Annotated in this window: 17 protein-coding genes; 8 read left to right on the forward strand and 9 right to left on the reverse strand. The window is 62.1% G+C overall.

All coding sequences use genetic code 11. The annotated features are described in order from the left end of the window. Window positions 1-91 precede the first annotated feature (91 nt). The gene (locus C7378_RS08150; protein ID WP_131994503.1) at window positions 92-1,174 is read left to right on the forward strand and encodes a glycoside hydrolase family 130 protein; all 1,083 of its coding nucleotides are present in this window, start codon (window positions 92-94) and stop codon (window positions 1,172-1,174) included. Window positions 1,175-1,178: 4 nt separating this feature from the next. Here C7378_RS08150 and C7378_RS08155 read toward each other — a convergent pair whose 3' ends face one another. From C7378_RS08155 to C7378_RS08180, 6 genes are all read right to left on the reverse strand, one after another. After that, on the reverse strand, window positions 1,179-1,967 hold the full coding sequence (locus C7378_RS08155; RefSeq protein ID WP_131994506.1) for an enoyl-CoA hydratase/isomerase family protein: 789 nt from the start codon (window positions 1,965-1,967) through the stop codon (window positions 1,179-1,181). 60 nt (window positions 1,968-2,027) lie between these two features. Further along, complete coding sequence (locus C7378_RS08160) at window positions 2,028-2,915, reverse strand: hydroxymethylglutaryl-CoA lyase (protein WP_131994509.1); 888 nt, start codon at window positions 2,913-2,915, stop codon at window positions 2,028-2,030. 5 nt (window positions 2,916-2,920) lie between these two features. Continuing rightward, on the reverse strand, window positions 2,921-3,316 hold the full coding sequence (locus C7378_RS08165; protein WP_131994512.1) for a hypothetical protein: 396 nt from the start codon (window positions 3,314-3,316) through the stop codon (window positions 2,921-2,923). A 22-nt stretch (window positions 3,317-3,338) separates the two neighbouring features. Further along, window positions 3,339-5,072, reverse strand: a complete 1,734-nt coding sequence (locus tag C7378_RS08170; RefSeq protein ID WP_243648136.1) for an acyl-CoA carboxylase subunit beta — start codon at window positions 5,070-5,072, stop codon at window positions 3,339-3,341. A gap of 70 nt (window positions 5,073-5,142) precedes the next feature. Beyond that, window positions 5,143-6,159 (reverse strand): acetamidase/formamidase family protein, encoded by a 1,017-nt coding sequence (locus C7378_RS08175; protein WP_131994515.1) that lies wholly within the window; start codon window positions 6,157-6,159, stop codon window positions 5,143-5,145. An 86-nt stretch (window positions 6,160-6,245) separates the two neighbouring features. After that, on the reverse strand, window positions 6,246-6,866 hold the full coding sequence (locus C7378_RS08180) for an HD domain-containing protein (protein ID WP_131994518.1): 621 nt from the start codon (window positions 6,864-6,866) through the stop codon (window positions 6,246-6,248). Window positions 6,867-7,053: 187 nt separating this feature from the next. Here C7378_RS08180 and C7378_RS08185 point away from each other — a divergent pair, with 187 nt between their 5' ends. Then, on the forward strand, window positions 7,054-7,593 hold the full coding sequence (locus C7378_RS08185) for a helix-turn-helix domain-containing protein (RefSeq protein WP_131994521.1): 540 nt from the start codon (window positions 7,054-7,056) through the stop codon (window positions 7,591-7,593). 2 nt (window positions 7,594-7,595) lie between these two features. Here the strand turns inward: C7378_RS08185 and C7378_RS08190 are convergent, their stop codons facing one another. After that, complete coding sequence (locus C7378_RS08190; protein WP_131994524.1) at window positions 7,596-9,791, reverse strand: CRTAC1 family protein; 2,196 nt, start codon at window positions 9,789-9,791, stop codon at window positions 7,596-7,598. A 26-nt stretch (window positions 9,792-9,817) separates the two neighbouring features. After that, a complete protein-coding gene (locus C7378_RS08195; RefSeq protein WP_131994527.1) occupies window positions 9,818-11,296 on the reverse strand; it encodes a glycosyl hydrolase family 79 C-terminal domain-containing protein in 1,479 nt (492 codons plus the stop codon). A gap of 199 nt (window positions 11,297-11,495) precedes the next feature. Between C7378_RS08195 and C7378_RS08200 the strand changes: the two genes are divergently transcribed. The 5 genes from C7378_RS08200 to C7378_RS08220 all read left to right on the forward strand — a co-directional run bounded on the left by C7378_RS08200 (window position 11,496) and on the right by C7378_RS08220 (window position 19,818). Beyond that, on the forward strand, window positions 11,496-12,668 hold the full coding sequence (locus C7378_RS08200) for an ROK family protein (RefSeq protein WP_131994530.1): 1,173 nt from the start codon (window positions 11,496-11,498) through the stop codon (window positions 12,666-12,668). A 202-nt stretch (window positions 12,669-12,870) separates the two neighbouring features. Beyond that, entirely contained in the window at window positions 12,871-16,182 is a 3,312-nt protein-coding gene (locus C7378_RS08205) for a TonB-dependent receptor (protein WP_207901380.1), read from the forward strand. A gap of 23 nt (window positions 16,183-16,205) precedes the next feature. Continuing rightward, a complete protein-coding gene (locus C7378_RS08210) occupies window positions 16,206-17,180 on the forward strand; it encodes a sugar phosphate isomerase/epimerase family protein (protein ID WP_131994533.1) in 975 nt (324 codons plus the stop codon). 44 nt (window positions 17,181-17,224) lie between these two features. After that, window positions 17,225-18,484 carry a Gfo/Idh/MocA family protein gene (locus C7378_RS08215; RefSeq protein ID WP_131994536.1) on the forward strand — a complete coding sequence of 420 codons (1,260 nt, stop codon included), beginning with the start codon at window positions 17,225-17,227 and terminating at the stop codon, window positions 18,482-18,484. Between the two features lie 119 nt (window positions 18,485-18,603). Beyond that, window positions 18,604-19,818, forward strand: coding sequence for a DUF2264 domain-containing protein (locus C7378_RS08220; protein ID WP_131994539.1), 1,215 nt, complete (start codon window positions 18,604-18,606; stop codon window positions 19,816-19,818). Window positions 19,819-19,845: 27 nt separating this feature from the next. Here C7378_RS08220 and C7378_RS08225 read toward each other — a convergent pair whose 3' ends face one another. Next, entirely contained in the window at window positions 19,846-22,020 is a 2,175-nt protein-coding gene (locus C7378_RS08225; protein ID WP_131994542.1) for an alpha-ketoacid dehydrogenase subunit alpha/beta, read from the reverse strand. Window positions 22,021-22,241: 221 nt separating this feature from the next. Between C7378_RS08225 and C7378_RS08230 the strand changes: the two genes are divergently transcribed. Beyond that, entirely contained in the window at window positions 22,242-23,441 is a 1,200-nt protein-coding gene (locus C7378_RS08230; RefSeq protein WP_131994545.1) for a vWA domain-containing protein, read from the forward strand. The last annotated feature ends 63 nt before the right edge of the window (window positions 23,442-23,504 follow it).

A 23,504-nucleotide genomic window follows, 5' to 3' on the forward strand; every position in this document is an offset into this window, starting at 1 on the left:
TGCCTCTTCCGCATGCTCCGTCGCCCCCGGTCGGAAAGCCCGGTCGGGGAGCCCACTCCGGGCACGCCGATTCTGCTATCGTCATCAGCGTATGAAGCACATCCTTTCCGCACTCCTTTTGCTCTCCCTGTCCTCCGCCGTCCCTGCCGCTGCTCCCTGGACCATCGGCCCCTTCACTCGCCCGGCCAGCGGTAATCCCGTCATCCGGCCCAATCCCGAGAGCACCTTCCCCGATCCCATCGCTCACCAGCAGATTCACTGGGAGGCGCTGCACACCTTCAACCCGGCGGCCATTGTCCGCAATGGCCATGTTTTCGTGCTCTACCGCGCAGAAGACAACACCGGCTCCATGCAGATCGGCATGCACACCTCGCGGCTGGGCCTGGCGGAGAGCAGCGACGGCATCCACTTCACCCGCCGCCCCGAGCCCGTCTTCTACCCTGCGCCGGACGCGCAGCAGCAGCGCGAGTGGCCCGGCGGCGTTGAAGATCCGCGCCTCGTCGAGTCCCCCGACGGCGACTATGTCCTCACCTACACGCAGTGGAATCGCAAGACCTACACCGTCGGCATCGCCACCTCGCGCGACCTGCTCCACTGGACGAAGTATGGGCCGGCCTTTGGCAGCCGCGACCTGGGCCACTACAAATCGGCGGGCATCGTCACCCGGCTGACCAACGGCCGCCTCATCGCCGCACGCATCGACGGCAAATACTGGATGTATTGGGGCGAAGGCGCCATCCATCTCGCCACCTCCACTGACCTGATTCACTGGACACCCGTCGATGACGCCAACGGTCAGCCGAGCGAGCTGCTGCGCCCCCGGCCCGGCCACTTCGACAGCACCTTTCCTGAGACAGGTCCGCCGCCCGTGCTCACCAGCCGCGGCATCGTCGTGCTCTATAACGGAAAGAATGCGGTCACCGGCGGAGATCCTGCCCTCGGCCCCAACGCTTACGCCGCAGGCGAAGCGCTCTTCGACGCGCAGAATCCGCGTCATCTCCTCGCCCAGACCGCAGAGCCGGTGCTCAAGCCCGAGCTGCCCTATGAAAAGACCGGCCAGTACGCCGCAGGAACCACCTTCGCCGAAGGACTGGTGTACTTCCACCGACGCTGGCTGCTCTACTACGGCTGCGCCGACTCGCTCGTCGCCGTAGCCATGGCGCCCGCGAGGTAGCGGGCTACCGCAGGCTGGGCCAGACTGGCGCGCGCTTCTCCAGAAAGGCCCTTACGCCCTCTTTAAAGTCCGCCGTCGCGCGCGCGTCGGCGTTCTCTTCAACCGCCGTGTGCAACTCGCGGTCCAGCCGCGCCCGCGCATGTTCGCTCAGCAGCCGCTTCACCCCGCGCAGCGATTCCGGGCTGTTCTGCAGCAGCATCCGCGCCAGGGTGTGCGCCTCCGTCATCAGCTCCGGCGCCTCGACCAGCCGGGTCACCAGCCCAAGCGCCAGCGCCTCCTCGGCTTCGATAAAGCGTCCGCTCAGCAGCAGATCGCGAGCCCGCTTTTCTCCCACCTGCGCAATCAGAAACGACGCGACGATCGCCGGGATGAACCCGATCCGCACCTCGGTATAGCCGAAGCGTGCCGTCGGCACCGAGAGGGTAAAATCGCAGATCGTCGCCAGCCCCATGCCGCCTGCAATGGCTGGCCCGTTCACCGCCGCGATGGTCGGCTTCGGCAGGTCGTAGAGCGTCCGCAGCAGCCGCGCAATGTTCTCGGAGTCCTCGTGGTGCTCCATCGGCCCGCGATCCTGCATTGTCTTCAGATGCTCCAGGTCGAGCCCCGAGCAGAAGGCCGCGCCCGTCCCCGTCAGCACCACCACGCCGCACCGTTCCTGCGCTGAAGACTCCAGCGCATCTGTCAGCTCGCTGACCATCGCAGGATTCAGCGCATTGCGCCGCTCCGGCCGATGGAGAGTGATGGTGAGTATGTTGTCTTTGAGTTCGCGCAGCAGCGTAGTGTAGGTCGGCAATCGCTTCTCCCCCGGCAAAACACTGCATCTTACTCCCGCCGCGCAGCCCGGCTCAACCTGCTACTGCAGCGGGCTTCCAAACCTTCGCGCTATCTCCGCGCTGGCCGTCAGCAGTCCGTCGAGTGGCGCAAGCTCCGGCAGCTTCGCACCCAGCCGCTTCAGCTCCTCGATCGCAAGCTCCGTAGCCAGGTTCCCTACCAGCGCATCCTGCGCAAAGGGGCAGCCGCCATAGCCACCCAGCGCGACATCGAAACGCCGAATCCCGCTGCCATAGGCCGCGGCAATCTTCTCCGCCGAGCCCTCGCGCCGCGAGTGCAGGTGCATGCCGATCTCCGCTCCGCCGCTCACCGCCAGCACCGCCACGGCCAGTGACTCGATCTGTTCCGGCTCCGCCAGCCCCACCGTGTCCGCCAGCGAAATCTGCTCGATCCCGGAGTCGATCAGCAGCTCACACGCAGCCGCCACTTCCTCTTCGCTCCACTCATCGCCGTAGGGGTTGCCGAAGGCCATCGAGATATACGCGACTACTCCCAGCCCCGCCTTGTACGCTGCTTCCCCAATCGTCTCCAGCGCATCGAGCGACTCCTCGGGAGTCTGCCGCTGATTGCGCTTGAGAAACTCCGGCGAAACCGAGTAAGGAAAGCCCAGCGTCGTCACCTTGCCCGTGCGGATGGCGCGCTCCGCGCCCTTGGCGTTCACCACGATGCCGATGATCTCAAGCTCATCCCGCACATCGACGTCGGCCGCATCGACAAACGCGAGCACCTCTTCCGAGTCCGCCATCTGCGGCACCGCTGCCGGCGACACGAAGGACGCCGCATCGATATGCCTGAATCCGGCAGCAATCAGCGTCCGCAGATAGTCGGCCTTGATCTCCGACGGGATCGGCTTCGGCAGCCCCTGCCAGGCGTCCCGCGGACATTCGATCAGTTTGATTTTGTCTTCCATCCCGCTCACATGTGCGCCATCAGGAACAGCACAAATACCGCCGCGAAGTGCATGAAAATCGCGCTTCCCAGCCCGCTCACCCAGCTGCGCGACCGCATCGTCAGCATCGCCAGCAGCCCGTAAATCGGAAACTGCAAATACATCATCAACTGCGATAGGTTGGAGGCCAGCTCCGCAGGCAGCCCCAGCACCGGCGTCTGCAGCAGGACCACGTAGGGATAAAGCAGTCGCAAGGCTCCCGGCCCGGACATCGCCATCACCCCGGCAGCCCTCACCGTGAGCGGCGTAATCGCGATCCCCGCGATCACCGGCAGCCAGACCAGCAAGCCCGGACCGCCCTGTTTCTTCTTGCGCTTCGCAGGCTTGCGCGCGGGCAGCGTTCGTGTTGCAGCAGGACTCATGAGATGAGCATAACGTGAAATTTCAGGTCTGGAGTATCCCCACGTTGAACTTCGCCACCTCGGGATTCAGCGCCGCCGCTTCAAGCGCCATCATCACCGCTTCGCGCGTCTTCGCCGGATCGATAATCGCATCCACCCACAGCCGCGCCGCCGCATAGCGGCAGTCCGTCTGCTCGTCGTAGGAAGCCTTGATCTGCGCCGTCACCTGCTGCTTCTCTTCTTCGCTCAGCTTCTTGCCGCCGCGCTCCAGTTGCCGGATCTTGATCTCCACCAGCGTGCTCGCCGCCGACGCTCCGCTCATCACCGCGTAGCGCGCCGTGGGCCACGCAAAGATAAATCGCGGATCATAAGCCTTGCCGCACATCGCATAGTGCCCCGCGCCAAACGAGCCGCCCACGATCACCGTAATCTTCGGCACCGTGGAGTTGGCCACCGCCGTCACCATCTTCGCGCCCGCGCGGATGATCCCGCTCCACTCCGCATCGCGCCCGACCATGAAACCGTTCACGTCATGCAGAAAGAGCAGCGGCACCAGGTTCTGGTTGCAGTCCATGATGAAGCGCGCCGCCTTTTCCGCGCTCTCGGCATAGATCACGCCGCCGAACTCAATCCGCTTTTCGCCCGCATGGCTTGTGTGCGGCTGCGGCTGTTTCTGGTTGGCCACGATGCCCACTGCAAATCCGCCGATGCGTACATAGCCGCAGATCACCGTCCGCCCGTAGTCGGCTTTGTACTCGTCAAACTCGCTGCGGTCCACCAGCCGCGCGATCACTTCCCGCATGTCATAGGCATTCACAGCCGCCCTGGCAGGGTCTGGGTCGAGCAGCGAATACAAATCCTCCGCCTTGTACTTCGGCGCGTCCCGCTCGGCATCGAAGGCTGCGCGATCAAAAGGCGCGCTCCGCGCATGGCCCATCTTCGCCACCAGCGAACGCAGCCGCGCCAGGCACAGATGATCGTTCGGCTCCTTGAAGTCCACCGTGCCGGAGATCTCTGCATGCATTGTTGCGCCGCCCAGCTCCTCAGCCGTGTACTTCTGCCCGATCGCCGCCTGCACCAGCGCCGGCCCAGCCAGGAACAGTCCGCTGCCCTCCGTCATCAGCACGTGGTCCGTCATCACCGGCAGATAAGCACCGCCCGCAACACACATGCCCATGATCGCCGTCATCTGCGGAATCCCCATCGCCGACATCACCGCGTTGTTGCGGAAAATGCGCCCGAAGTCATCCTGGTCAGGAAACACATCTTCCTGCAGCGGCAGAAACACACCCGCCGAGTCGACCAGATAGAGCGTGGGGATGCGATTCTCCATCGCAATCGTCTGCGCGCGAATCACCTTCTTCGCCGTCATCGGGAAAAACGCGCCTGCCTTCACCGTCGCGTCGTTCGCCACGATCATGCAGAGCCGCCCCGCCACGCGACCAAGCCCCGTCACCACCCCGGCCGACGGCGCTCCGCCCCATTCCTCATACATGCCAAAGGCGGCAAAGAGCCCCAGCTCGTGAAATTCTGATCCGGGATCGAGCAGCAGGGCCAGCCGCTCGCGCACCGTCAGCCGCTGCTTGCCATGCTGCGATTCGATGGCCTTCGCACCGCCGCCCTCTTTTATCCGCACGGCCTGCTGGTTGATGGCTGTGATCAGCCCTATCGTACCCATGGCGTTGTTGCGCGCACGATGACTTTGCGTGTCGAGCCTGGACTCCAGCGTGTTCATGAGGGTAGCGTTGGCGGAGGTAGTGATTTTCTGGTCGCTCATAGCAAAACAGGCAAGCATAGCACCTTTGCGCAGCCCACGAACCGGCGAACAACCACCCCCACTCCCGCGCCTACTTCACAAAGATCGCCTTCGGACACATCGCATGCACGCCCACATGCCCGTCCACCAGCTGCGTAATGTCCACATCCACCGCCACTGAAGTCAGCATGTAAGCCTCATCGCGCGACAGGTGCTTCTCCGTCACCAGGAAGTCGATCATGTTCCGCACCGCCATCTTCGTCGCTTCGTTCAGGTCCTCGCTGAATCCCATTGAGATGTAGCTGGTCGGCGTCTCCGCACGCGGCCACAGCAGGTGCTGATTCTTGTGCACGATGAACTGAAATGTGCCCGACAGAAAAGTCTCCATCGCCGTGATATCGACCTCGCCGTTGCCCTGCCCCGCATGCCCGTCGCCAACCTCGAAGAGCGCGCCCTTCGCATGCACGGGGATATAGAGCGTCGTGCCCGCCACCAGCTCCTTGTTGTCCATGTTGCCCGCGTGCATCCACGGCGGCGCGCTGTTGTAGCGCCCAGCCGACTCTGGCGGAGCTACCCCCATGCTGCCGAAAAACGGCCGCAGCGGAATCTGGATGCCCGGCGCAAATCCACCCAGCATCTTCGTCCGGTCCAGCGGAATAATCCTGTTCTTCCCGTAGGGAAAATCGTCCGGCAGAAAGCCGCGCCCCACGCCAAACGAGTTGCAAGCGAAGTTCGTATCGAGATCGATCTTAAGGATGCGCACCTCGAGCACATCGCCCGGCTCCGCCTCCTCGATCGCAACCGGCCCGGTCAGGATATGCCCGCCCGGCCCCTTGTCCTTTACCTGCTCATAAATATCGCGGTCATACTGCGGAATATCCGCAGCCTTGACGCCCAGCTGCTCCAGCCGCTCCGGCGACGGGCACGAGGAAGCTGTCTGAATGTGAACCGTATCGCCCGAATGCACCGTGAGCACCGGCTTGGCGTGAGCCCAGTAGTAGCCCCATGCCACCGTCGTGGGAGTGGCGGCCAGGTTGTATTCCGCAGCATGGCACAGTGGCGCAGCAATGGCCGCAAGGGTGGCAGAGAGCAGCAGGCGTCTGATCATGCGGCCATCCTAGAGCATTCCGCGCAATTTTCAATGCAATTCCTGCGCGGTTCACAGACTGGTATAACGAACGCTGATTTCCGTCATCACACCGCAGGAGCAGAAGCGGCAGCGCCCTCCAGCCCCAGCGCCGCCGCATTCCGCTGCATCGCCTCCAGGCAGAACGCGATATGCGCCTCCAGCTCCACGCCCAGTTCGCCCGCGCCCTTCACGATATCCTCGCGGTTTACGCCGCGCGCGAAGGCCTTGTCCTTCATCTTCTTTCTCACCCCCGCCACCTCCACATCGAAGATCGACTTCGTCGGCTTCACCAGCGAGCACGCTGTCAGAAAACCGGCCAGCTCATCGCAGGCAAAGAGCGTCTTCGCCAGGTGCGTCTCCCGCGGCACTCCCGAGTACTCCGCGTGACCCAGAATCGCCGTCCGTATCTCCTCCGGCCAGCCCTGCTCCGCCAGGATCCGCACGCCCACAAAGGGATGGTCTTCGAGCGAGGGATATCTCTCATAATCGAAGTCGTGCAGCAGCCCGGTCACCGCGTACCGCTCCACCAGCTGCGCACGCTCCTCCCCGGTAAGCCCCAGCGCATCCGCCTCGCGCTCACCATACGCACGCATACACGTCTCTACAGCCAAGGCATGCTTCAGCAGGCTTGCCGACTGCGTGTATTCGTTCAGCAGCGCCCACGCGCCGTCGCGACTCTGATCCATCTCCGCCTTTACCTTTCATGTTTCGGGTTTTCTACCGGTATCTCCCGGAATTTTGCACAGGGAGCCTCTTTTTTCACTTGACAATAAAGATACCGTGAGTGCATGGTTAACTTTAGATGGCAAGAGAGTCCGGCTACAATGCCGTGCTTCTCCCCACCGGACGCCCGCTCTGGCCTCCGTACAACTTATGGCAACTACCTTAGCAACCGTCGAGGCACGCGAGGTACTACGCTGCGAACACTGCACTCTTGTGCAATTCCGCACCGGCAATTCACGCTGCAGGCGCTGCCACAAACCCCTTGAAGTCGAGGAACCCGAGCAGCTGCTGCCCCATCTCGTCACAGATGCAGGCCAATCTGTCGAACAGGATCGCGGCCTCCAGATCTCTCGAGCCGTTCGCGATCTGCGCCGTCAGCGCAGCCTCAGCCAGCGCCAACTCGCTGGCCGCATGCAGGTGCCGCGCACCTACATCTCCAAGATTGAAAACGGCAAAGCCATGCCGACTCTGTCTTCTCTTGAGCGCCTCGCCACGGCTCTTGAGATCGACATCTGCCATCTTCTCCGCGATGCCCGCAGCCAACGGCAGGAGCAGATTGCAGCCGTCATGAGCGATCCGTTCGTCTGTGAACTCGTGCCCCAACTCGCCCGGCTTGATGGCTACCACCGTTCCCTTCTGTTGAACCAGGTGCGGGACATGGCTTCCGGCAGGCGCCGCGCGATGGCGTAGCGTCACTTCACCGCGATGGATGCGGTCTTCCATCGCAGCATCTGCAGTGCGCTTGCGCCTTCGCGCAGGTGGTAGGCTCGGTCGGCATTGATGTTGTGAAAGTGCTGAACGAGCCCGGAGGGCCACCGCACCTCAACCTCATCGACACGATCAGCCGTGCCGATGCCGATATGTTGCCGCAGAGGATTGCCGCCGAAGCTCGATCCGTATCCCACGGTACGGTAGAGATGGCGCAGCCCATGCGCAGTCTGTAACATTACCGTGATCTCCGCGCCATAGGCCGCGCGGTTGCTCTTCACCCCTTCCAGCTCCAGCGTGATCCAGTGGTTCCCATGGCCCGGGTTGCGATAGAGCACGCTCTGATAGGTATCGCCCGGCAGCGCGCCTCCCATCTCCTCAAACACATCTTCATTGCCGTTGTTTTCGATATCTCCAAACGCGATCGCGTGCCCTTTCTGCAGGTGCCCGAATCCGCCCGAGGTCGTCACATCTTGAAAAGCGCGGCCGCCATCGTTGCGAAACATCCTGTTCGGCAACAGCGCCTCGTACGACGACTCCCCCGTGCCCAGGTAGAGATCGAGCCAGCCATCGTTATCCAGATCGCCGAAGTTCGCGCCCATCGTCAGAATGGCGCGATCCAGGTGCACCTGCCTGGTCACATCGCTGAAGGTGCCGTCGTGATTGTTGCGATAGAGCCGCGGCACCTCTGCATGAAACGGTCTGCCCGTCTCGAATGCGCCGACGTCCTCCACTGAACGCGTCGAATAGCCGGCCACAAAAATATCCGGCCATCCATCGTTGTCGTAATCGAAAAACCACGTCGCAAAGCTGTCGTTCGGCGCGCCCACTCCGGCATGGTCGGTCACGTCGGTAAACTTCCAGCGATCGGCGCGAGGATGCTTCCGATTCACTGGCCCGTCGTTGCGAAAGAGGTGATTCGGCGCGCCCAGCACAGCCACATAGAGGTCAGGTCGCCCGTCGTTGTTATAGTCTCCCCACGCAACGCCTTTCACAAAGCCCAGCTTCGCCAGCCCGTCGGCTGCGGCTACTTCGGTAAATGTCCCATCGTGGTTGTTGTGAAACAGCTGCGAAGGGTGAGGATCGTCTGGCGCCGACTCGTGACCCACAAAGAGATCGAGCCATCCATCGTTGTCGAAATCGGCCCATGCCGCCGTCTGCGTCGGCGCCGGAGACATCAACCCCGCGGCTGCGGTCACATCGGAGAAGGTGCCATCGCCATTGTTCCTCAGCAGCGAAAAAGGATAGTCGCCAAACCTGCCCCACCATCCTCCGCGGAGCACCACGACATCTGGATGGCCATCGTTGTTGAAGTCCCCTTGCACCATGTTCAGCCCGCCCACCTCACCCAGCAGCCCGGCCTGCACCGTCCGTTCCGCGAACGTGCCATCGCCGTTGTTGTGGAAGAAGCGCAACTGATCCATCGGCCCTGAAGAGGAGATCATCAGGTCCAGCAGGCCATCCCCATCGAAATCCTCCATCAGCACACCGCCCGCGTGGCCCGTCACTGCAACGCCGGCCTGCATCGCCACGTCGGGAAAGCTGCCAATGTCATATTCGGAATCGAAGAGGCTCACCGGCACCAGCCACGCAGCTGGCACCCCCTGCGGAAACCGTCCCAGCTGCATATAGGCGATATTCAGCAGCCACTGCGATTCGTAGTCGGCAGGATTTTCATTCAGCAGCGCGGTAAACTCGCGCACCGCACCTTCGGCCCCACGCGGCAGCCTGTGCACGCCTGCTGCGCCGATGGGAAAGATGCAGGAGTGCCGCCCATGCATGTGCAGGCAGTTCTGCTGCTCGCCCATCCGCAGGTAAGCCATCGCCAGCTCGTGGTGCAGCTGCCGCTCCATTGCCGGCGCAAGCCTCACCTGCCGCTGCGCGCAGAGTGTCCGCAGCTCTTCAAGCGTATCGACGGACTCCTGGCTGAGCCCGCTGCGCAGCTGTTCATTCGCCAGCTCCAGCCGCACCCTCACCTGATCGGCAAAGCTGAGCCCGGTCTTCAGCAGCGCCTCGTAGTAGCGAGCCCGCTCCGCAGTCTTGTTGGGATCGGCCTTCCAGTCCGTCTGCTGATAGGTCCTGCGCAGCACTTCGGCCATCTGCGCCGTGCCCGGCGCAGTCTGCTGGCCCATCGCGCTAAGACACGATGCAGCCAGCAGTAACAGGACGCGGATCTTCATAGAGAAAATCTCGCATCCGCAGCCCTTCAGTGTCTATCGTTCATTTCCACCAGCAGCGCGCTTCCCGCGGGTACGCTGCACGCGAGCGCGCCATCCGCCGCGCTCAGCTGTACGGTGATCTCCGGCCGCCACGCTCCGTCGGCGCCAACCACGCTGCCTGCGAAGGTTACATCCTGCGTGCCGTCCAGCCGCGGAGCTGCCAGCCTGTATCCCACAGCCGGACCGGCCAGTCCTGCCGCCTTGATCGTGACCGAGACGGCCTTGTCCGCGCTCTTGTTGAAGAGCGCAACCTTCATCGCGCCGTTTGCACTGCTGCTGGCGTAGGCCGTCAGCAGCCCATCCATGCCGTCCGCCTCCAGCTGCGCCGCGATCAATCGGCTGTCCACCATCTGCGCAGCCATCAGGATGCCGTAATACTCCGGCCTCGCGGTGAAGCCATTCTGCAGGTCACCCACAATCGGCGCATACCAGCCATAGCCGCCGCCATGGAAGTTAATGCCGCTCGCTCCCGCCGCCGCCATCTGCAGCATCAGATCTCCGGCCCACAGCGCCGAGGCAAACGTGTTACTCACTCCCTGCTTGCCACCGGCGTAGCAGGAGTTCGTCTCGTCCAGCCGATAAGGCAGATGCGAGCTCGCCATCGCTGCCTGCAGCGCCGGAATATTCTTCCCGATCCAGCGCGGATTCGACGGGCTCAGCAACCGCTCGATCGTCATGTCAGGATTCGTCGGCGGCCCCTCGGCATAGTAGTGCGACGTCAGCAGCACCACATCCTTGCCAAACTCATCTGCAAACTCGCGCACCCACGTTTCTGTCCCGGAAACATCGGGTCCGGCAAACTTCGCCTCCGGCAGCCGCCCGCGCACCGCGTCGAAAAATCTCCGCCACTCCTTGGCAAATGCCGCGTAAGCGTAGTCCGGGGTTCGCAGCCCGTTATGGTGATAGAGGTCAGCCTCATTGCCTATCTGGAACGCGATCAGCTTATCGCCCAGCGTATTCGCTACGAAAACCGCCTCGGCCGCCGCCTGCTCCGGAGTTCCCTTGCCAAGGTTCAAGCCGTACAGGCACCTCCAGCCGGTCGCATCGAGAAACTCCCGCAGGTTACGAATCGCAGTCGGAGTCGTCTGTGTCTGCCTGTGCTCGCCATGCCCCTTATCCGGCCCGGCAATTCCCGGGCCGCCGTGCCCCTGCGCGGGCGCTGCCTCCGGACTCCAGAAGGCGTACTCGCTCGTGTTGCCGCCGATCCGTAACACTCCGCGCTTCGCCAGGCCCTTTACATAGCCCACCAGTTCGCCGTTCGTCGCCGCAAAGAAATCCGGATAGGCCAGCTGCGCTGTCTCGTAGCTCAACCCGGTAAACTCCGCATCGATTGCCGGTCCGGGTTTCGCCGGGTCAAGCTGCAGCGATGCGGTCATCTCGCCGCTCGTTTGCGCTCTTCCGAGCGGGTGCAGCGATGCAACGGCAGCGCATGCCAGCGTAGAGCGAAGAAATTCTCGTCGTTTCATCCCGCCTTGCAGTCAATCATGAATCTGTTCTGCCACGCAAGCTGGCTATACCCCTTCCTTTAAAATTAGTACGAGACACGGACTTAATGGTTGATATACATTTCCTCCTTGCATCACGCTTCCGTCATTGCTACAAAGATCGAAAACCATTGCTATCGAACCTTCGGGGATAACCCGACAAGAAAGTGCGGCAGGCAAAATGCGCAGAATCGACCTTGCGAACATACAGACCGCATCCAGCGAAACAGCTCGCGATATCAATCGCAATCTTGCCCTCAATCTTATCCGCACCTCGCAGCCTGTCTCCCGTGCAGATCTGGCGCGCATTTCCGGTCTGCAGCGCAGCACCATCTCTCTCATCGTCGACCAGCTCATCCGTGAAAAATGGGTTGTCGAGGGAGCGCGCGGCCGCCTGCCCCGCGGTCGCCGCCCTACTTTCCTCTGGCTCAACGAGCAGCGCGCCATCATCGTCGCCGACGTTCATCCCAAGCTCACCAAGATTGCAGTGGCCGACGTCAACGGCAACCTGCAATCGCAGGACGCCATCACCATCGCGGAAGACCCAAAGGAAGGCGTCCGCCAGATCATCGAGGCCATCCGCCAGCTCAAAAAGCGCAATCCGCAGCGCATCTTCGAGGGTGTCGGCATCAGCGTCCCCGGCGGCGTCGATGACTCCCAGCAGCTCATCTTCGCCCCCAACCTCAAGTGGTCCAACTACAACATTCGCAGCGCGATTCAGCGCGGCACCGGCCTCCACGTCGAGATTGAAAATGCCGCCAACACCTGCGCCCTGGGCGAGATGTGGTTTGGCCAGGTCAACGGTGCGCGCCACATGGCGGTCGTAGCCGTGGCTGAAGGCATCGGCGTCGGCATCATCAGCAACGGCCAGCTCCTGCGCGGCATGAGCGGCCTCGCCGGGGAGTTCGGCCACGCCCCCCTTCATCCCGATGGCCCGCGATGTCAATGCGGCGCGCGCGGATGCTGGGAGATGTTCGCCTCTGAGAGCGCCGCCGAGCGCTATTACCGCGAGGCGCGCAAGCGAGCCCCCGCTGTCCCCTTTGAGAAGATCCTTCTCCTCGCCGACAGTGGCGACCCCACCGCCCTTGAGGCGCTGCGCAAAATGGCGGTCCATCTCGGCCAGGGTCTGCGCACGCTCGTAGCCGCCTACTCGCCGGAACTCATCATGATCAGCGGCGAAATCACCTCGCAGTGGCATCGTTTCGGAAGCATTATCGAGTCCGCCGTCCTTGAAAATACCCTCGCCGGACCCGCCCCGAAACTCATCCCCTCCCGCGATGGCTCCCTCAGCCGTCTGCGCGGTGGCGTAGCCCTCGTTCTTCAGCGTCATTCCTCCCTTAACAACAAGCACTGACTTTTTACAAACTCTTCGCGCGGGTGGCGTTGACCACCCGCTAAGTCTTTTTTCCCTTGCCCTGAAAATATTTCGCTTGCAATTTGTATCTTCCCCGAACTAAATTGTCCCCCGTTGCGAAGACGACCAGATCTGCACCGGCTATTCATGAAATGTCGGGCGACTACGCAGCGCGATTTGTACTTAACAGGGAGAACTACCAGTGAAGCTCAAGAAGATATGCGCAGCTTTATTTCTGGCAATCGCGGGGCTCTATTTCAGCCAGTTGCCCGCCTTCAGCCAGGCCGTCACCGCAACGCTCGTCGGCACCGTCACGGATTCGAGTGGCGCGGTCGTGCCCCACGCACAGGTTACGATCACCAACCAGGGTACCGGCGCTGTCAGCAACGTAGCTGCGAATGACAGCGGCAACTATGAGTTCACCTTCCTGCAGCCCGGCTCCTACACGGTGAGCGTGGTCAGCAGCGGGTTCAAAAAGAATGAACGGAAAAATGTTGATGTCACCGTCAACACCACCACCCGCGTCGACGTGAGTCTCGAGCCCGGCTCTTCTTCTCAAACCATCACCGTGACCGCGGCTCCTGCTCTGCTTCAGACAGACCGCGCCGATGTCACCGCCCAGATCGACTCGAAGCAGGTTGCCGATCTGCCGGTCGGATCGCAGCGCAACTTCCAGGCGCTAGAGTCTCTGGTCCCAGGCGTCAGCCGTCCCATTTACGATCACTCGTCGTTCTTTGACTCGCAGAATTCGCAATCGTTCCAGGTCAACGGCCAGTCCGAACTTTCTAACAATCTTCAGTTCGAGGGCATCGACGACAACGAGAGAACCGGCCTTCTTCAGGTCTATATCCCGCCCTCAGCTGCCATCAGAACCGTAGACGTCGAAACCAGCAATTATGCGCCTGAGTTTGGCCGCTCCGCCGGCGCCGTCACCAACGTTATCCTCAAGTCGGGCACGAACCAGTTCCATGGCTCCGCGTATGAGTTCAACCAGATCAGCGCTCTCGCAGCGCGCAGCTACTTCAACAACTCCGGCGCCTTCCCACGGTCGGTCAACAACTACTACGGCGCAACCCTCGGCGGTCCGATCATCAAAGACCGCACCTTCTTCTTCGCAGACTTTCTCCGCTACAGCAATCATCAGAGCCAGTACCAACTCCTGACGGTTCCTACCGCGGCCTTCCGCACGGGTGATTTGAGCAGCGGCCCCACCGTCATCTACGATCCGCAGACCGGCAACCCTGACGGCACCGGCCGCACGCCCTTCACCTATCAGGGCAGGCAGAACGTCATCGATCCGGCCCGCATTGATCCCATCGCGCTCAAATTGATTAACCTCGTGCCGCTCCCCAACGTTTCCGGCGCCACATTCACCAACAACTATCAGCAGAACACCGTATTCAACACCGATGTGAATAGCTTCGACGTTAAGGTCGATCAGAAGGTCGCAACCTCTGATCAGCTCACCGGACGCTTCAGCTGGCAGCGCACCAACACTCTGCAGGCGCCGATCTTCGGCCAGGCAGGCGGCCCGGTCGCCGGCGGCTTTGAGGGCAACGGCATCAACACTGTCTGGAACACCGCTCTTGAATACACGCACCTCTTCTCGCCCACACTCTTCACCGAGTTCCGCGGTGGCATCGATCACTACCGCAACACCGCGCAGCAGGCTGATTACGGCACCTCTGCTTCCACCGACCTCGGCATCCCCGGCGTCAACGTGAACCCCTTCACCAGCGGCCTGGTCGGCATCAACATCGGCGGCTTCAGCGGCCCACTCGTCGGCTACAGCCCCAGCATCCCCTGGATTCGCGCTGAAACCAACATCGACCTGGTAAACAACTGGACCAAGATTGCCGGCAACCACTCGCTCAAGTTCGGCTTTGAGCTGCGCCGGGTTCGCGACGACCTCACGCAGGGCCAGACCTTCAGCCCGCGCGGCGTCTTCAACTTTGCCGACGGCCAGACCGGCCTCAACGTCTCGGGCAACAAGACCAGCTTCGCAAACGACTTCGCCAGCTTCCTTCTCGACCTTCCCAACCAGGTGGGCCGCGACGTCAATGTCAATCCCGCATCCTGGAGGCAGACCCTCTACTTCGCCTTTCTGCAGGACACCTGGGTCGCCACCCAGAAGCTGACTCTCACCTATGGCCTGCGCTGGGAATACTACCCACCGGCAAACCCCAGCGCTAAAGGCGGCTTCTCGGAATATGATCCCAACACGAATACTCTTCAGGTTGCGGGCTATGGAGCCATCCCCAGCAATCTCGGCCTGCAGAACAACTGGAAGGACTTCGAGCCCCGCGTCGGCCTCGCCTATCGCGCATCACCTGTCACCGTCGTTCGCGCCGGCTTCGGCATCAGCCACACTCCGTTCCAGGACAACAACTACGCCTACAATCCTCCGGTCCGTCAGAACAACGCATTCAATTCGCTCAGCAGCTACACTCCTGCACTGCTGCCCGGTGGCACGCCTGCTACCTTCGCACAGGGCTTCCCGGCGCCCATCGTTCCCACCATTCCGGCGAACGGCATTCTCCCCGCAACTCTCAATCAGAACTATGTCTATGTGAACAAGCAGTACAAAGATCCCTATGTCATGTCGTATAACCTGACCGTCGAGCAGCAGCTCGGCACCGGCTGGGTCTTCAACGTAGCCTATGTAGGCAATCAAGGGCGCCAAATCCCCGGCAACTACAACCTCAACGCGGGCTTTGTGGCCGGAGCCGGCGCCAAGGGTCAGCCCTTCTACAACCTCTACGGCACCACATCCACCATTGAGCTACTCCCCAAGGGAACTACCTCCAACTACAATTCGCTCCAGGCCCGCCTGACCCACCGTTATAACAATGGCCTCGCGATCACCTCGGCACTCGCCTGGCAGAAGGCGATGGGATACATCTCCTCCGGCGGCGGCCTCGGCGGATTCAACTTCTATCTCGATCCTCATCGCGACTACTCCCCGCTCAGCTTCAACCGCACGGTGACCGTATCCAACAGCTTCATCTATCAGCTTCCCTTCGGCAAAAACAAGCCCTTCCTCGCCGACGGTCTGGCCGGCAAGATCGCAGGCGGCTGGGAGGTGACTGGACTCGTCTTCTTCCAGACCGGCACACCCATGCTCTTCACCGCCAGCAACAGCCAGCTCAACGCGCCTAACAGCACCCAGGTGCCGAACCAGGTCGCAGGCTTCAAAAAGCTCAAGGGCATCGGCACGCACCATCTCTGGTTCGATAAGTCAGCCTTCGTGCAGCCCGCAGGTCCTGTCCTCGGCAACATGGGCAAGAATGTCTACAGCGGTCCCGGATCCGTCAGCTTTGACTCCTCTGTGATCCGCTCCTTTCCCATCCACGATTCGGTTGCCTTTGAGTTCAGAGCAGATGCCTTCAATGTCCTGAATCATCCGACCTTCAACAATCCCGACACCTCACTCACTGATGCCAACTTCGGCGCCGTTACCGGCACTGCCATCGGTGGCCGCGCCCTGCAACTCTCAGGTACATTGAGCTTTTAACGATCAAGGAGCGAAACACCCTCATGAATCTTTCGCGTAGACAATTCTTGTACGCCACCGGCGGAGCTGCAGCACTTGCAGCTTCGCCGGGTTCTCTTTCGGCCTTCGTCGGTGGCGCGGCTTGTCCCTTTCGACTTTCCGTCATCAACGATGAGATCTCGCAGGACTTCGAACACAGCTGTCAGGTAGCGGCCGAGGAATTCAAGCTCCACTGGATCGAGCTGCGCGGCATGTGGAACAAGAACATCGTCGCTCTCACTCCCAAGGAGATTGAAGACAGCCGCCGCATCCTGCAGAAGTACAAGCTGCGCGTCACCGACATCGCCAGCCCCCTCTTCAAAGTAGACTGGCCCGGTGCGCCGCTCTCCAAGGCCGCCGAGCATCGCGACCAGTTCCACGCCGCCACTGATTTCAAGCAGCAGGAAGAAGTCCTCAACAGCTGCATCAACCTCGCCAAGGCATTCAACACCAACCGCATCCGCTGCTTCGACTTCTGGCGTCTTGAGGATCAGAAACCCTACCGCGCAGCCATGGACCAGAAGCTTCGCGAAGCTGCCGAGACCTGCCAGAAGCACGGCATGATTCTCCTCCTTGAAAACGAAATGTCCTGCAACACTGCCACCGGGCCTGAAGCGGCGCGCACTCTCTCCGCGATCACTAACAGCAACTTCATGCTCAACTGGGATCCAGGCAACGCCGGCGCCGCAGGCGAAGCCAAGCCTTTCCCGGACGGCTACAATCTGCTGCCGAAGAATCGCATCGGCCACTGCCACGCCAAGAATGTCGAGCGCAAGCCCGACGGCAAGTTCTCCTGGGAGCCGGTAGGTGTGGGCCTCGTCGACTGGACAGGCCAGCTGCGCGCCCTCGCCGCCGACGGCTACAACAAGGCCGTCTCGCTTGAAACACACTGGCGCGGCGCGGGAACACCCGAGGCTTCCACCCGCATCAGCATGCAGCAGTTGAAGGCAGCCCTCGCCAAGGCTGGCTACGCCTGCTAGTTCCCTTTTCTTCTTTGCATCGATAGCAGCCAGAGGAGGCTGATGTGAGCGAACAGAAGCACAGCGTGAATCGCCGCGAATTCCTGGGTCAGTTAGGCATGGGCATCGCGGTGATGAGCACCATGGCGTCGAGCCGCGTCCTCGGCGCCAACGATCGTCTTCGCATCGGCCTCATCGGCGCCGGAGATCGCGGCCAGCAGGATCTCAAGGACGCCCTTCGCCAGCCCAACGTCGAATGCGTTGCCATCGCCGACGTCTACTCGCGCCGCGGCGACCAGGTCAAGCAGTATGTCCCCGGCGTCACTGTTTACAACGATCCCATGAAGCTGCTCGAGCGCAAGGACATCGACGCAGTCATCAACGCCACCCCGCTTCACCTCCATGCGAAATATTTCCTGGCCGCGCTGGCAGCGGGCAAGGATCTCTACTCTGAGAAGACGATGACCTGGGACATTCCCGAGGCCGTCGCCTGCAAGGAGGCAGCAGCAAAATCAAAGCAGGTCGTGCAGATCGGTCTGCAGCACGAGAGCTCCGGCGAACTCGCCGACGCGCGCCAGTGGATCAGCCAGGGCATCGTCGGCAAGATCACCATGGTCGACTCCTGGATGAGCCGCAACTCGCCGCATGGCCACGGCCAGTGGATGCGCCCCATTCCGCCTGACTGCAACCCCGCGCACGTCAACTGGAATCTCTTCCTCGCCAATCGCCCGAAGACTGCTTTCGACGCCAACAAGTTCATCAACTGGCGTCTCTTCTGGGAGTTCTCCGGCGGCAACATCACGGAGAACATGGTCCACCAGATTTCGTGGATCATCTCCGCACTCAATCTCGATCTGCCCATCGCCGCCGAGATGATGGGCGGCGTCTTCTCAGAGAAGGATGGCCGTCAGGTGCCCGACACCATCTCCGTCAATCTTGAATACCCTGACCTCATCGTTTCCTGGCGCTCCACCTTCAGCAACGGTCACTACGGACTCGGCGAACACTTCCTCGGCAGCGACGGCACTATCGAACACCTCAGCGGCTCGACCGATATGGTCACCGGCAAATACCGCTCCGGCATCGCCTACTACCCTGAGAAAGCCAACCGCCCCACCGCCGTCATGATTGAGGGCCACAACCCCGGCGTCAATCACATGGCCAACTGGATGGAGTGCATCCGCACCCGCAAGCAGCCCAACGCCACCGTGGAGATCGGTTACCAGTCCGCCGTGGCCGCACACATGGCCAACCTTGCGTATCACCGCAAGGGCCGCGTCACGCTGCATGAAGCCATGTCCGCACCCATGTCGGCCTACATGTAGGCAGCTCGCGCTGGCGCTGTTCTCCAGCGCGAGTAAACTTGTTTCTGTTTCGCATGCGCCGAATCCAACTATCCCGACGCCACTTCCTTTCCTCCGGCCTTCGGGCTGGAGGAGCCACCATGCTGGTCCCGAACCTCACCACCGCCGGAGTTTTGCATCAGGCAGCGCAAGCGGTCAGCTCCGCTCCTGAGCGCGAACAGTGGCTCGACCTCGTGGAGCGCGTTTCCAACCCTGTCCTCGATGCTCTCCGCTCGCAGCAACTGCGCAAGCGCATGCCTGTAGAGGCTGTCCCCGGCCATCAGCAGGAGCGTGCCACCGGAACCCACCTCGAGGCCTTCTCGCGCCTGCTCTGCGGCCTGGCGCCGTGGCTCGAGCTTGAGCCCGCAGCTGGCGAATCCCCGCGAGAGACCGCTCTTCGCAGCCGCTATCGCACGTGGTCGCAGCAGGCCATCGCCTCCGCCCTCGATCCCCGCTCGCCGGATTACATGCGCTTCGGTGAATCCGGTCAGACGCTGGTTGACTCTTCATTTTTAGCGCTTGCCCTGCTGCGCGCCCCAAGGCAACTGTTTGACTCCATGGCGTCGAACACGCGCACGCGTCTCATCGCCGCGATCGAGAGCGAGCGCAGGATTCAGCCGCCGTTCAGCAACTGGCTGCTCTTCGCAGCGCTCAACGAAGCGCTCCTGCGCCGTCTCGGCGTCTTCTGGGATCGTGTCCGCATCGACTATGCGCTCCGCGAGCTTCAGGCGTGGTATCTCGGCGACGGCACCTACGGAGACGGTCCGCAGTTCCATGCCGACTACTACAACAGCTACGTCATGCACCCTTATCTTCTTGCTCTCATGGATGAGCTGCACGACGAGCCCGCGTGGAAGGGCATGGCTCCAGCCATCACCGAGAGAGCACGCCGCTACTCTGCCATTCAGGAGCGCCTGATCTCGCCCAATGGCGAATTCCCCGTGCTGGGCCGCTCCATCACCTATCGCGGAGGAGCCTTTCATCTGCTGGCAGATGTGGCCCGGCGCAGCCTGCTGCCCTCGCCATTGTCTCCCTCGGCTGTCCGCTGCGCCCTGACGGCTGTGCAGCAGCGCACCCTCACCGCGCCCGGCACGTTTTCCTCCGAGGGCTGGCTGCAGATCGGCCTCGCAGGACATCAGCCGTCGCTGGCCGAGACTTACATCTCGACCGGCAGCCTCTATCTGTGCGCCGCGGCATGGCTTCCCCTCGGCCTCGCGCCCGATGACCCGTTCTGGTCAGCGGCGCCTGCGCCGTGGACCCAGAAAAGCGTCTGGTCCGGGCAGGATGCCGCTCCTGATCACGCCATCAACGACTAAGGCGGCAATGAACGTACGCCGCACGCTTCAGAACTTCCGCAGCTCCCCGATCGCCTTCACGATATCTTCCGGCTGCGGCAGGATCGCATCCTCCAGCAGCGGTTGATAGGCAACGAACGTATCCATCGCCGCCACTCTCTTCACAGGCGCGTCGAGATACTCAAACAACTCATCGGCAATACGCGCCGCAATCTCCGCACCGTAGCCCCAGCTCAGCATGTCCTCATGCGCAATGATGACGCGGCTGGTCTTCTTCACTGACTCGGCAATCGCCTCCCAGTCATAGGGGCTCAGCGTCCGCAGGTCGATCACCTCGGTCTCGATCCCCATCTCGCGCTGCGCCCGCTGCGCCGCCTGCAGCGCGCGCGGCACCACCGCGCCGTAGGTGATCAGCGTCAGGTCCTTGCCCTCCCGCACCGTCTTCGCCTTGCCAAAGGGAATCGCATACTCCGGCCCCGGATAAACCGCCCGTCCGAACGTCTCGCGATACAGCCGCTTGTGTTCGAGAAACAGCACCGGGTCGTCGCACCGGATCGCTGTACGCAGCAGCCCGTTCGCGTCGAGCGCATTCGAGGGAAACACCACGCGAATCCCAGGCGTGTGCGTAAAGATGCTCTCCCCTGACTGCGAGTGATACACCGAGCCGCCCGTCAGGTAGCCGCCGATCGCCACGCGAATCACCGCCGGGCAGGAATAGCTCCCGTTCGACCGCCAGCGCATCAGGCTCAACTCATTCCGCATCTGGTGCACTGCAGGCCAGATGTAGTCGAAGAACTGTATCTCCACCACCGGCTTCATCCCGCGCACGGCATAGCCCACCGCGCGGCCCACGATGTTCGCCTCCGCCAGCGGCGAGTTGAAGACGCGGTCCGATCCGAACTCCTTCTGCAGCCCGGCCGTCAGCTTGAAGACGCCGCCCTTGCCCTTCACCGCGCCCGACTTCAGATACTCCTCGCGGCTGCAGTCCGCCACATCTTCGCCGTAGACCACAATGCGCGGGTCACGCCGCATCTCATCGCGCAGGCAGGTGTTGATCAGGTCCGCCATCGTGCGCTCCTGCGTCTCCGCAGTCGGCGCCGGTGGTGTATCAAACAGCTTCCCCGTCGGGTCCAGATCCTCAGAGTAGACATGCTTGCGGATGCTCGCCACCGTTGGCAAAGGCGCGCGCAGCACGCGATCCGTAGCCGCCTGGATCTCGTCATCCACGGCCTTCTCCAGCCGCTTGATGCCCTGCTCGTCCAGCACGCCCTCGCGCAGCAGAAACATCTCCAGCTTCGTCAGCGGGTCGCGCAGCGCGTCCGCCTTCCGCTCGCTCTCCGGCCGATAGAGCCGGTCATCGTCTGACAGCGAGTGTGAATAGGGCCGAATCACATGACCGTGAATCAACGCCGGGCCATTTCCCGCGCGGCAGTGAGCCACTGCCTTGGTAAACGCCTCGTAGCTGGCGACCGCATCCGTGCCGTCGATCTCGGCAAAATAAAAATTGGGAAAGTTGGCGACGAGCTTCGAAATATTGCCGCCCGGAGTATTCACCTCGACGGGAACAGAAATCGCGTAGCCGTTATTCTCCACCACAAAAACCACCGGCAGCTTCGCGTTGGAGGCCGTATTCAGCGCCTCCCAGAACTCGCCCTGGCTCGTCGAGCCCTCGCCCAGCGAGGTGTAGACCACCTCATCGCCGTGGAAGTGGACGTCCTTGAACTGGCGATAGTCGCCCTCGTGCTTGGCCGCCGCCTCAGGATGCCGCGAGAAGTAGCGTCCCGCCTCCGCGCAGCCCACCGCATGCAGCAGCTGCGTCGTCGTCGCCGAGGACTGCGAAACGATATTCAGCTTTCGGTTGCCCCAGTGGGAAGGCATCTGCCGCCCGCCGCTCGACGGATCATCCGATGAGCCCACCGCCTGCAGCAGCAGATCTTCCGCCGTGCTGCCCAGCGTCAGGCAGAGCGCGCGATCGCGATAGTACGGAAAGAACCAGTCGTAGCCCGGCTTCATCGCCATGCCCGCCGCGACCAGCAGCGCCTCATGCCCCGCGCCCGAGATCTGGAAGAATATCTTCTGCTGCTGCTTCAGGATGATTTCGCGGTCGTCGATGCGCCGCGAGAGATACATCAGCCGGTAGAACTCGATCAGCCGGCTATGCGTCAGGCCGGAGCCGGTCTCTTTCCTCGTTGTCTCTGCAGTAGAAATAGCGGCCTGGACCATGCTTGGAAAAAACCTCTCGAATGCTTACTATGGCCGCCAAATCACTTAAGCGACTCATGATTGTACCGCTTCGCTGCGCGATTGTCTGTTTTCAGCCGCCCCGCCCGACCATCCCCCGGCTGCCGCACCCCTGCCTGGCTCGATGGCATAAAAATCCAAACGCAATCTGCCCAGGCCGCGCATTTTCTGTCATCGTTTAAGAGCATCCGGAGATTGCCCCTTTGCGCGCTACTCTCTCAACCCTCGTTGCTGGCTTGCTCCTGCTGCAACCCCTTCACGCGCAGACCGCGGGCGAGCCGCCACCGACTCTCAAGATAGCCGTGCATCGCGTTGAGCTTCCCGTCACCGTGCTCAATCGGAAAACCGGCAAGCCGCTCACCAGCCTCACCGCCCAGGATTTCCGCATTCTCGATGGGGACACGCCGGTGCCCATCACCTACTTCCGGGCTCCTGACCATGCGCAGCCCCTCACCGTCTATCTGCTCTTCCGCAACGACGCCATTGACCAGAAGCCCCTCGCCAAAATCGCGCAGCAGATGCCGGGCGCTTTCAAGTCGCTCCCCACCGATGCGCAAATCGCCGTCGCCTCTTACAGCGCGTCCAACGTCAGCCTCTGGCTTTCGCCGCAGTCGGACCGCGCAGCCGCGCTGGCCGCCATCCGCAACCTCGTCACCGCCAATCCCGACGAGCCGAAGAAAAAGCAGAAGACCGGCAGGCTCTCCACCCAGCAGATCGTCGCCCAGACGCAGACCGCGCCGCTGCAGGCCGACCCTGTCGCGCCTCAGCCCGTCGACCAGACCAACCTCACCGGCGGCCAGCAGTTCAAGCACATGATGGCGACCTACGACTTCGGCTCCAGCGGCGGCCTCCACATGATCGAATCCGACTGGAAGAAGCACGGCAACCCGGACACGCGCCCGGTCGTGGTCCTCATCTCCGATGAGCTCTCCATGTGCTATGTGTGGATGGCCACCCGGCTGCACAACGCCATGCTACGCGACGGGTTCACCGTGGAGGTGCTCGAAGAGCCGCACGGAGGCTTCTCCCGCGCCATGGTCGACGTCACCAAGGTCCTGGCGCCCAACGGCATCTCGCTCGACCCCGAGAACGCCATGTTCCGCTACCGTTATGAAACCTACATCGCCAAGGCCACGGGCGGCGAAGTCATTGCCGTGAGCAAGCGCGGCTACCAGAGCGGCTTTGAACAGATCTTCACCGACATCGCCAGCGCCTACCAGTTGGAGTTCGCGCCGCCGCCCACTGACAAGGACGGCAAGCTTCACCGTATTCATGTAGAGCTCGTCGCGCATCCCGGCTTCGATCCCTCCGCCTACGACATCCGCGCCCGCGACCACTACTTTGCCGGCGGCCTTCCCGCGCCGGAACCTTCCGAGATAGCTCCTCCTGCCGCTTCGCATTGACCATCCTTTTCTCCGCATGCTTAAATCGCGCTTTCCAGTCGTGCCTCTGCTTCTGCAGCACTG

The sequence above is a fragment of the Acidipila rosea genome (genome assembly GCF_004339725.1).
Taxonomy (GTDB): Bacteria; Acidobacteriota; Terriglobia; order Terriglobales; family Acidobacteriaceae; genus Acidipila; species Acidipila rosea.

Bases quoted from the DNA above. Each gene is read 5' to 3' on its own strand.
- C7378_RS08225 (WP_131994542.1), bottom strand. From the start codon at position 22,020: ATGGTCCAGGCCGCTATTTCTACTGCAGAGACAACGAGGAAAGAGACC.
- C7378_RS08170 (WP_243648136.1), bottom strand. From the start codon at position 5,072: ATGAGCGACCAGAAAATCACTACCTCCGCCAACGCTACCCTCATGAAC.
- C7378_RS08195 (WP_131994527.1), bottom strand. From the start codon at position 11,296: ATGAAACGACGAGAATTTCTTCGCTCTACGCTGGCATGCGCTGCCGTT.
- C7378_RS08220 (WP_131994539.1), top strand. From the start codon at position 18,604: ATGCTGGTCCCGAACCTCACCACCGCCGGAGTTTTGCATCAGGCAGCG.
- C7378_RS08150 (WP_131994503.1), top strand. From the start codon at position 92: ATGAAGCACATCCTTTCCGCACTCCTTTTGCTCTCCCTGTCCTCCGCC.
- C7378_RS08200 (WP_131994530.1), top strand. From the start codon at position 11,496: ATGCGCAGAATCGACCTTGCGAACATACAGACCGCATCCAGCGAAACA.
- C7378_RS08210 (WP_131994533.1), top strand. From the start codon at position 16,206: ATGAATCTTTCGCGTAGACAATTCTTGTACGCCACCGGCGGAGCTGCA.
- C7378_RS08160 (WP_131994509.1), bottom strand. From the start codon at position 2,915: ATGGAAGACAAAATCAAACTGATCGAATGTCCGCGGGACGCCTGGCAG.
- C7378_RS08190 (WP_131994524.1), bottom strand. From the start codon at position 9,791: ATGAAGATCCGCGTCCTGTTACTGCTGGCTGCATCGTGTCTTAGCGCG.
- C7378_RS08175 (WP_131994515.1), bottom strand. From the start codon at position 6,159: ATGATCAGACGCCTGCTGCTCTCTGCCACCCTTGCGGCCATTGCTGCG.
- C7378_RS08180 (WP_131994518.1), bottom strand. From the start codon at position 6,866: ATGGATCAGAGTCGCGACGGCGCGTGGGCGCTGCTGAACGAATACACG.
- C7378_RS08165 (WP_131994512.1), bottom strand. From the start codon at position 3,316: ATGAGTCCTGCTGCAACACGAACGCTGCCCGCGCGCAAGCCTGCGAAG.
- C7378_RS08185 (WP_131994521.1), top strand. From the start codon at position 7,054: ATGGCAACTACCTTAGCAACCGTCGAGGCACGCGAGGTACTACGCTGC.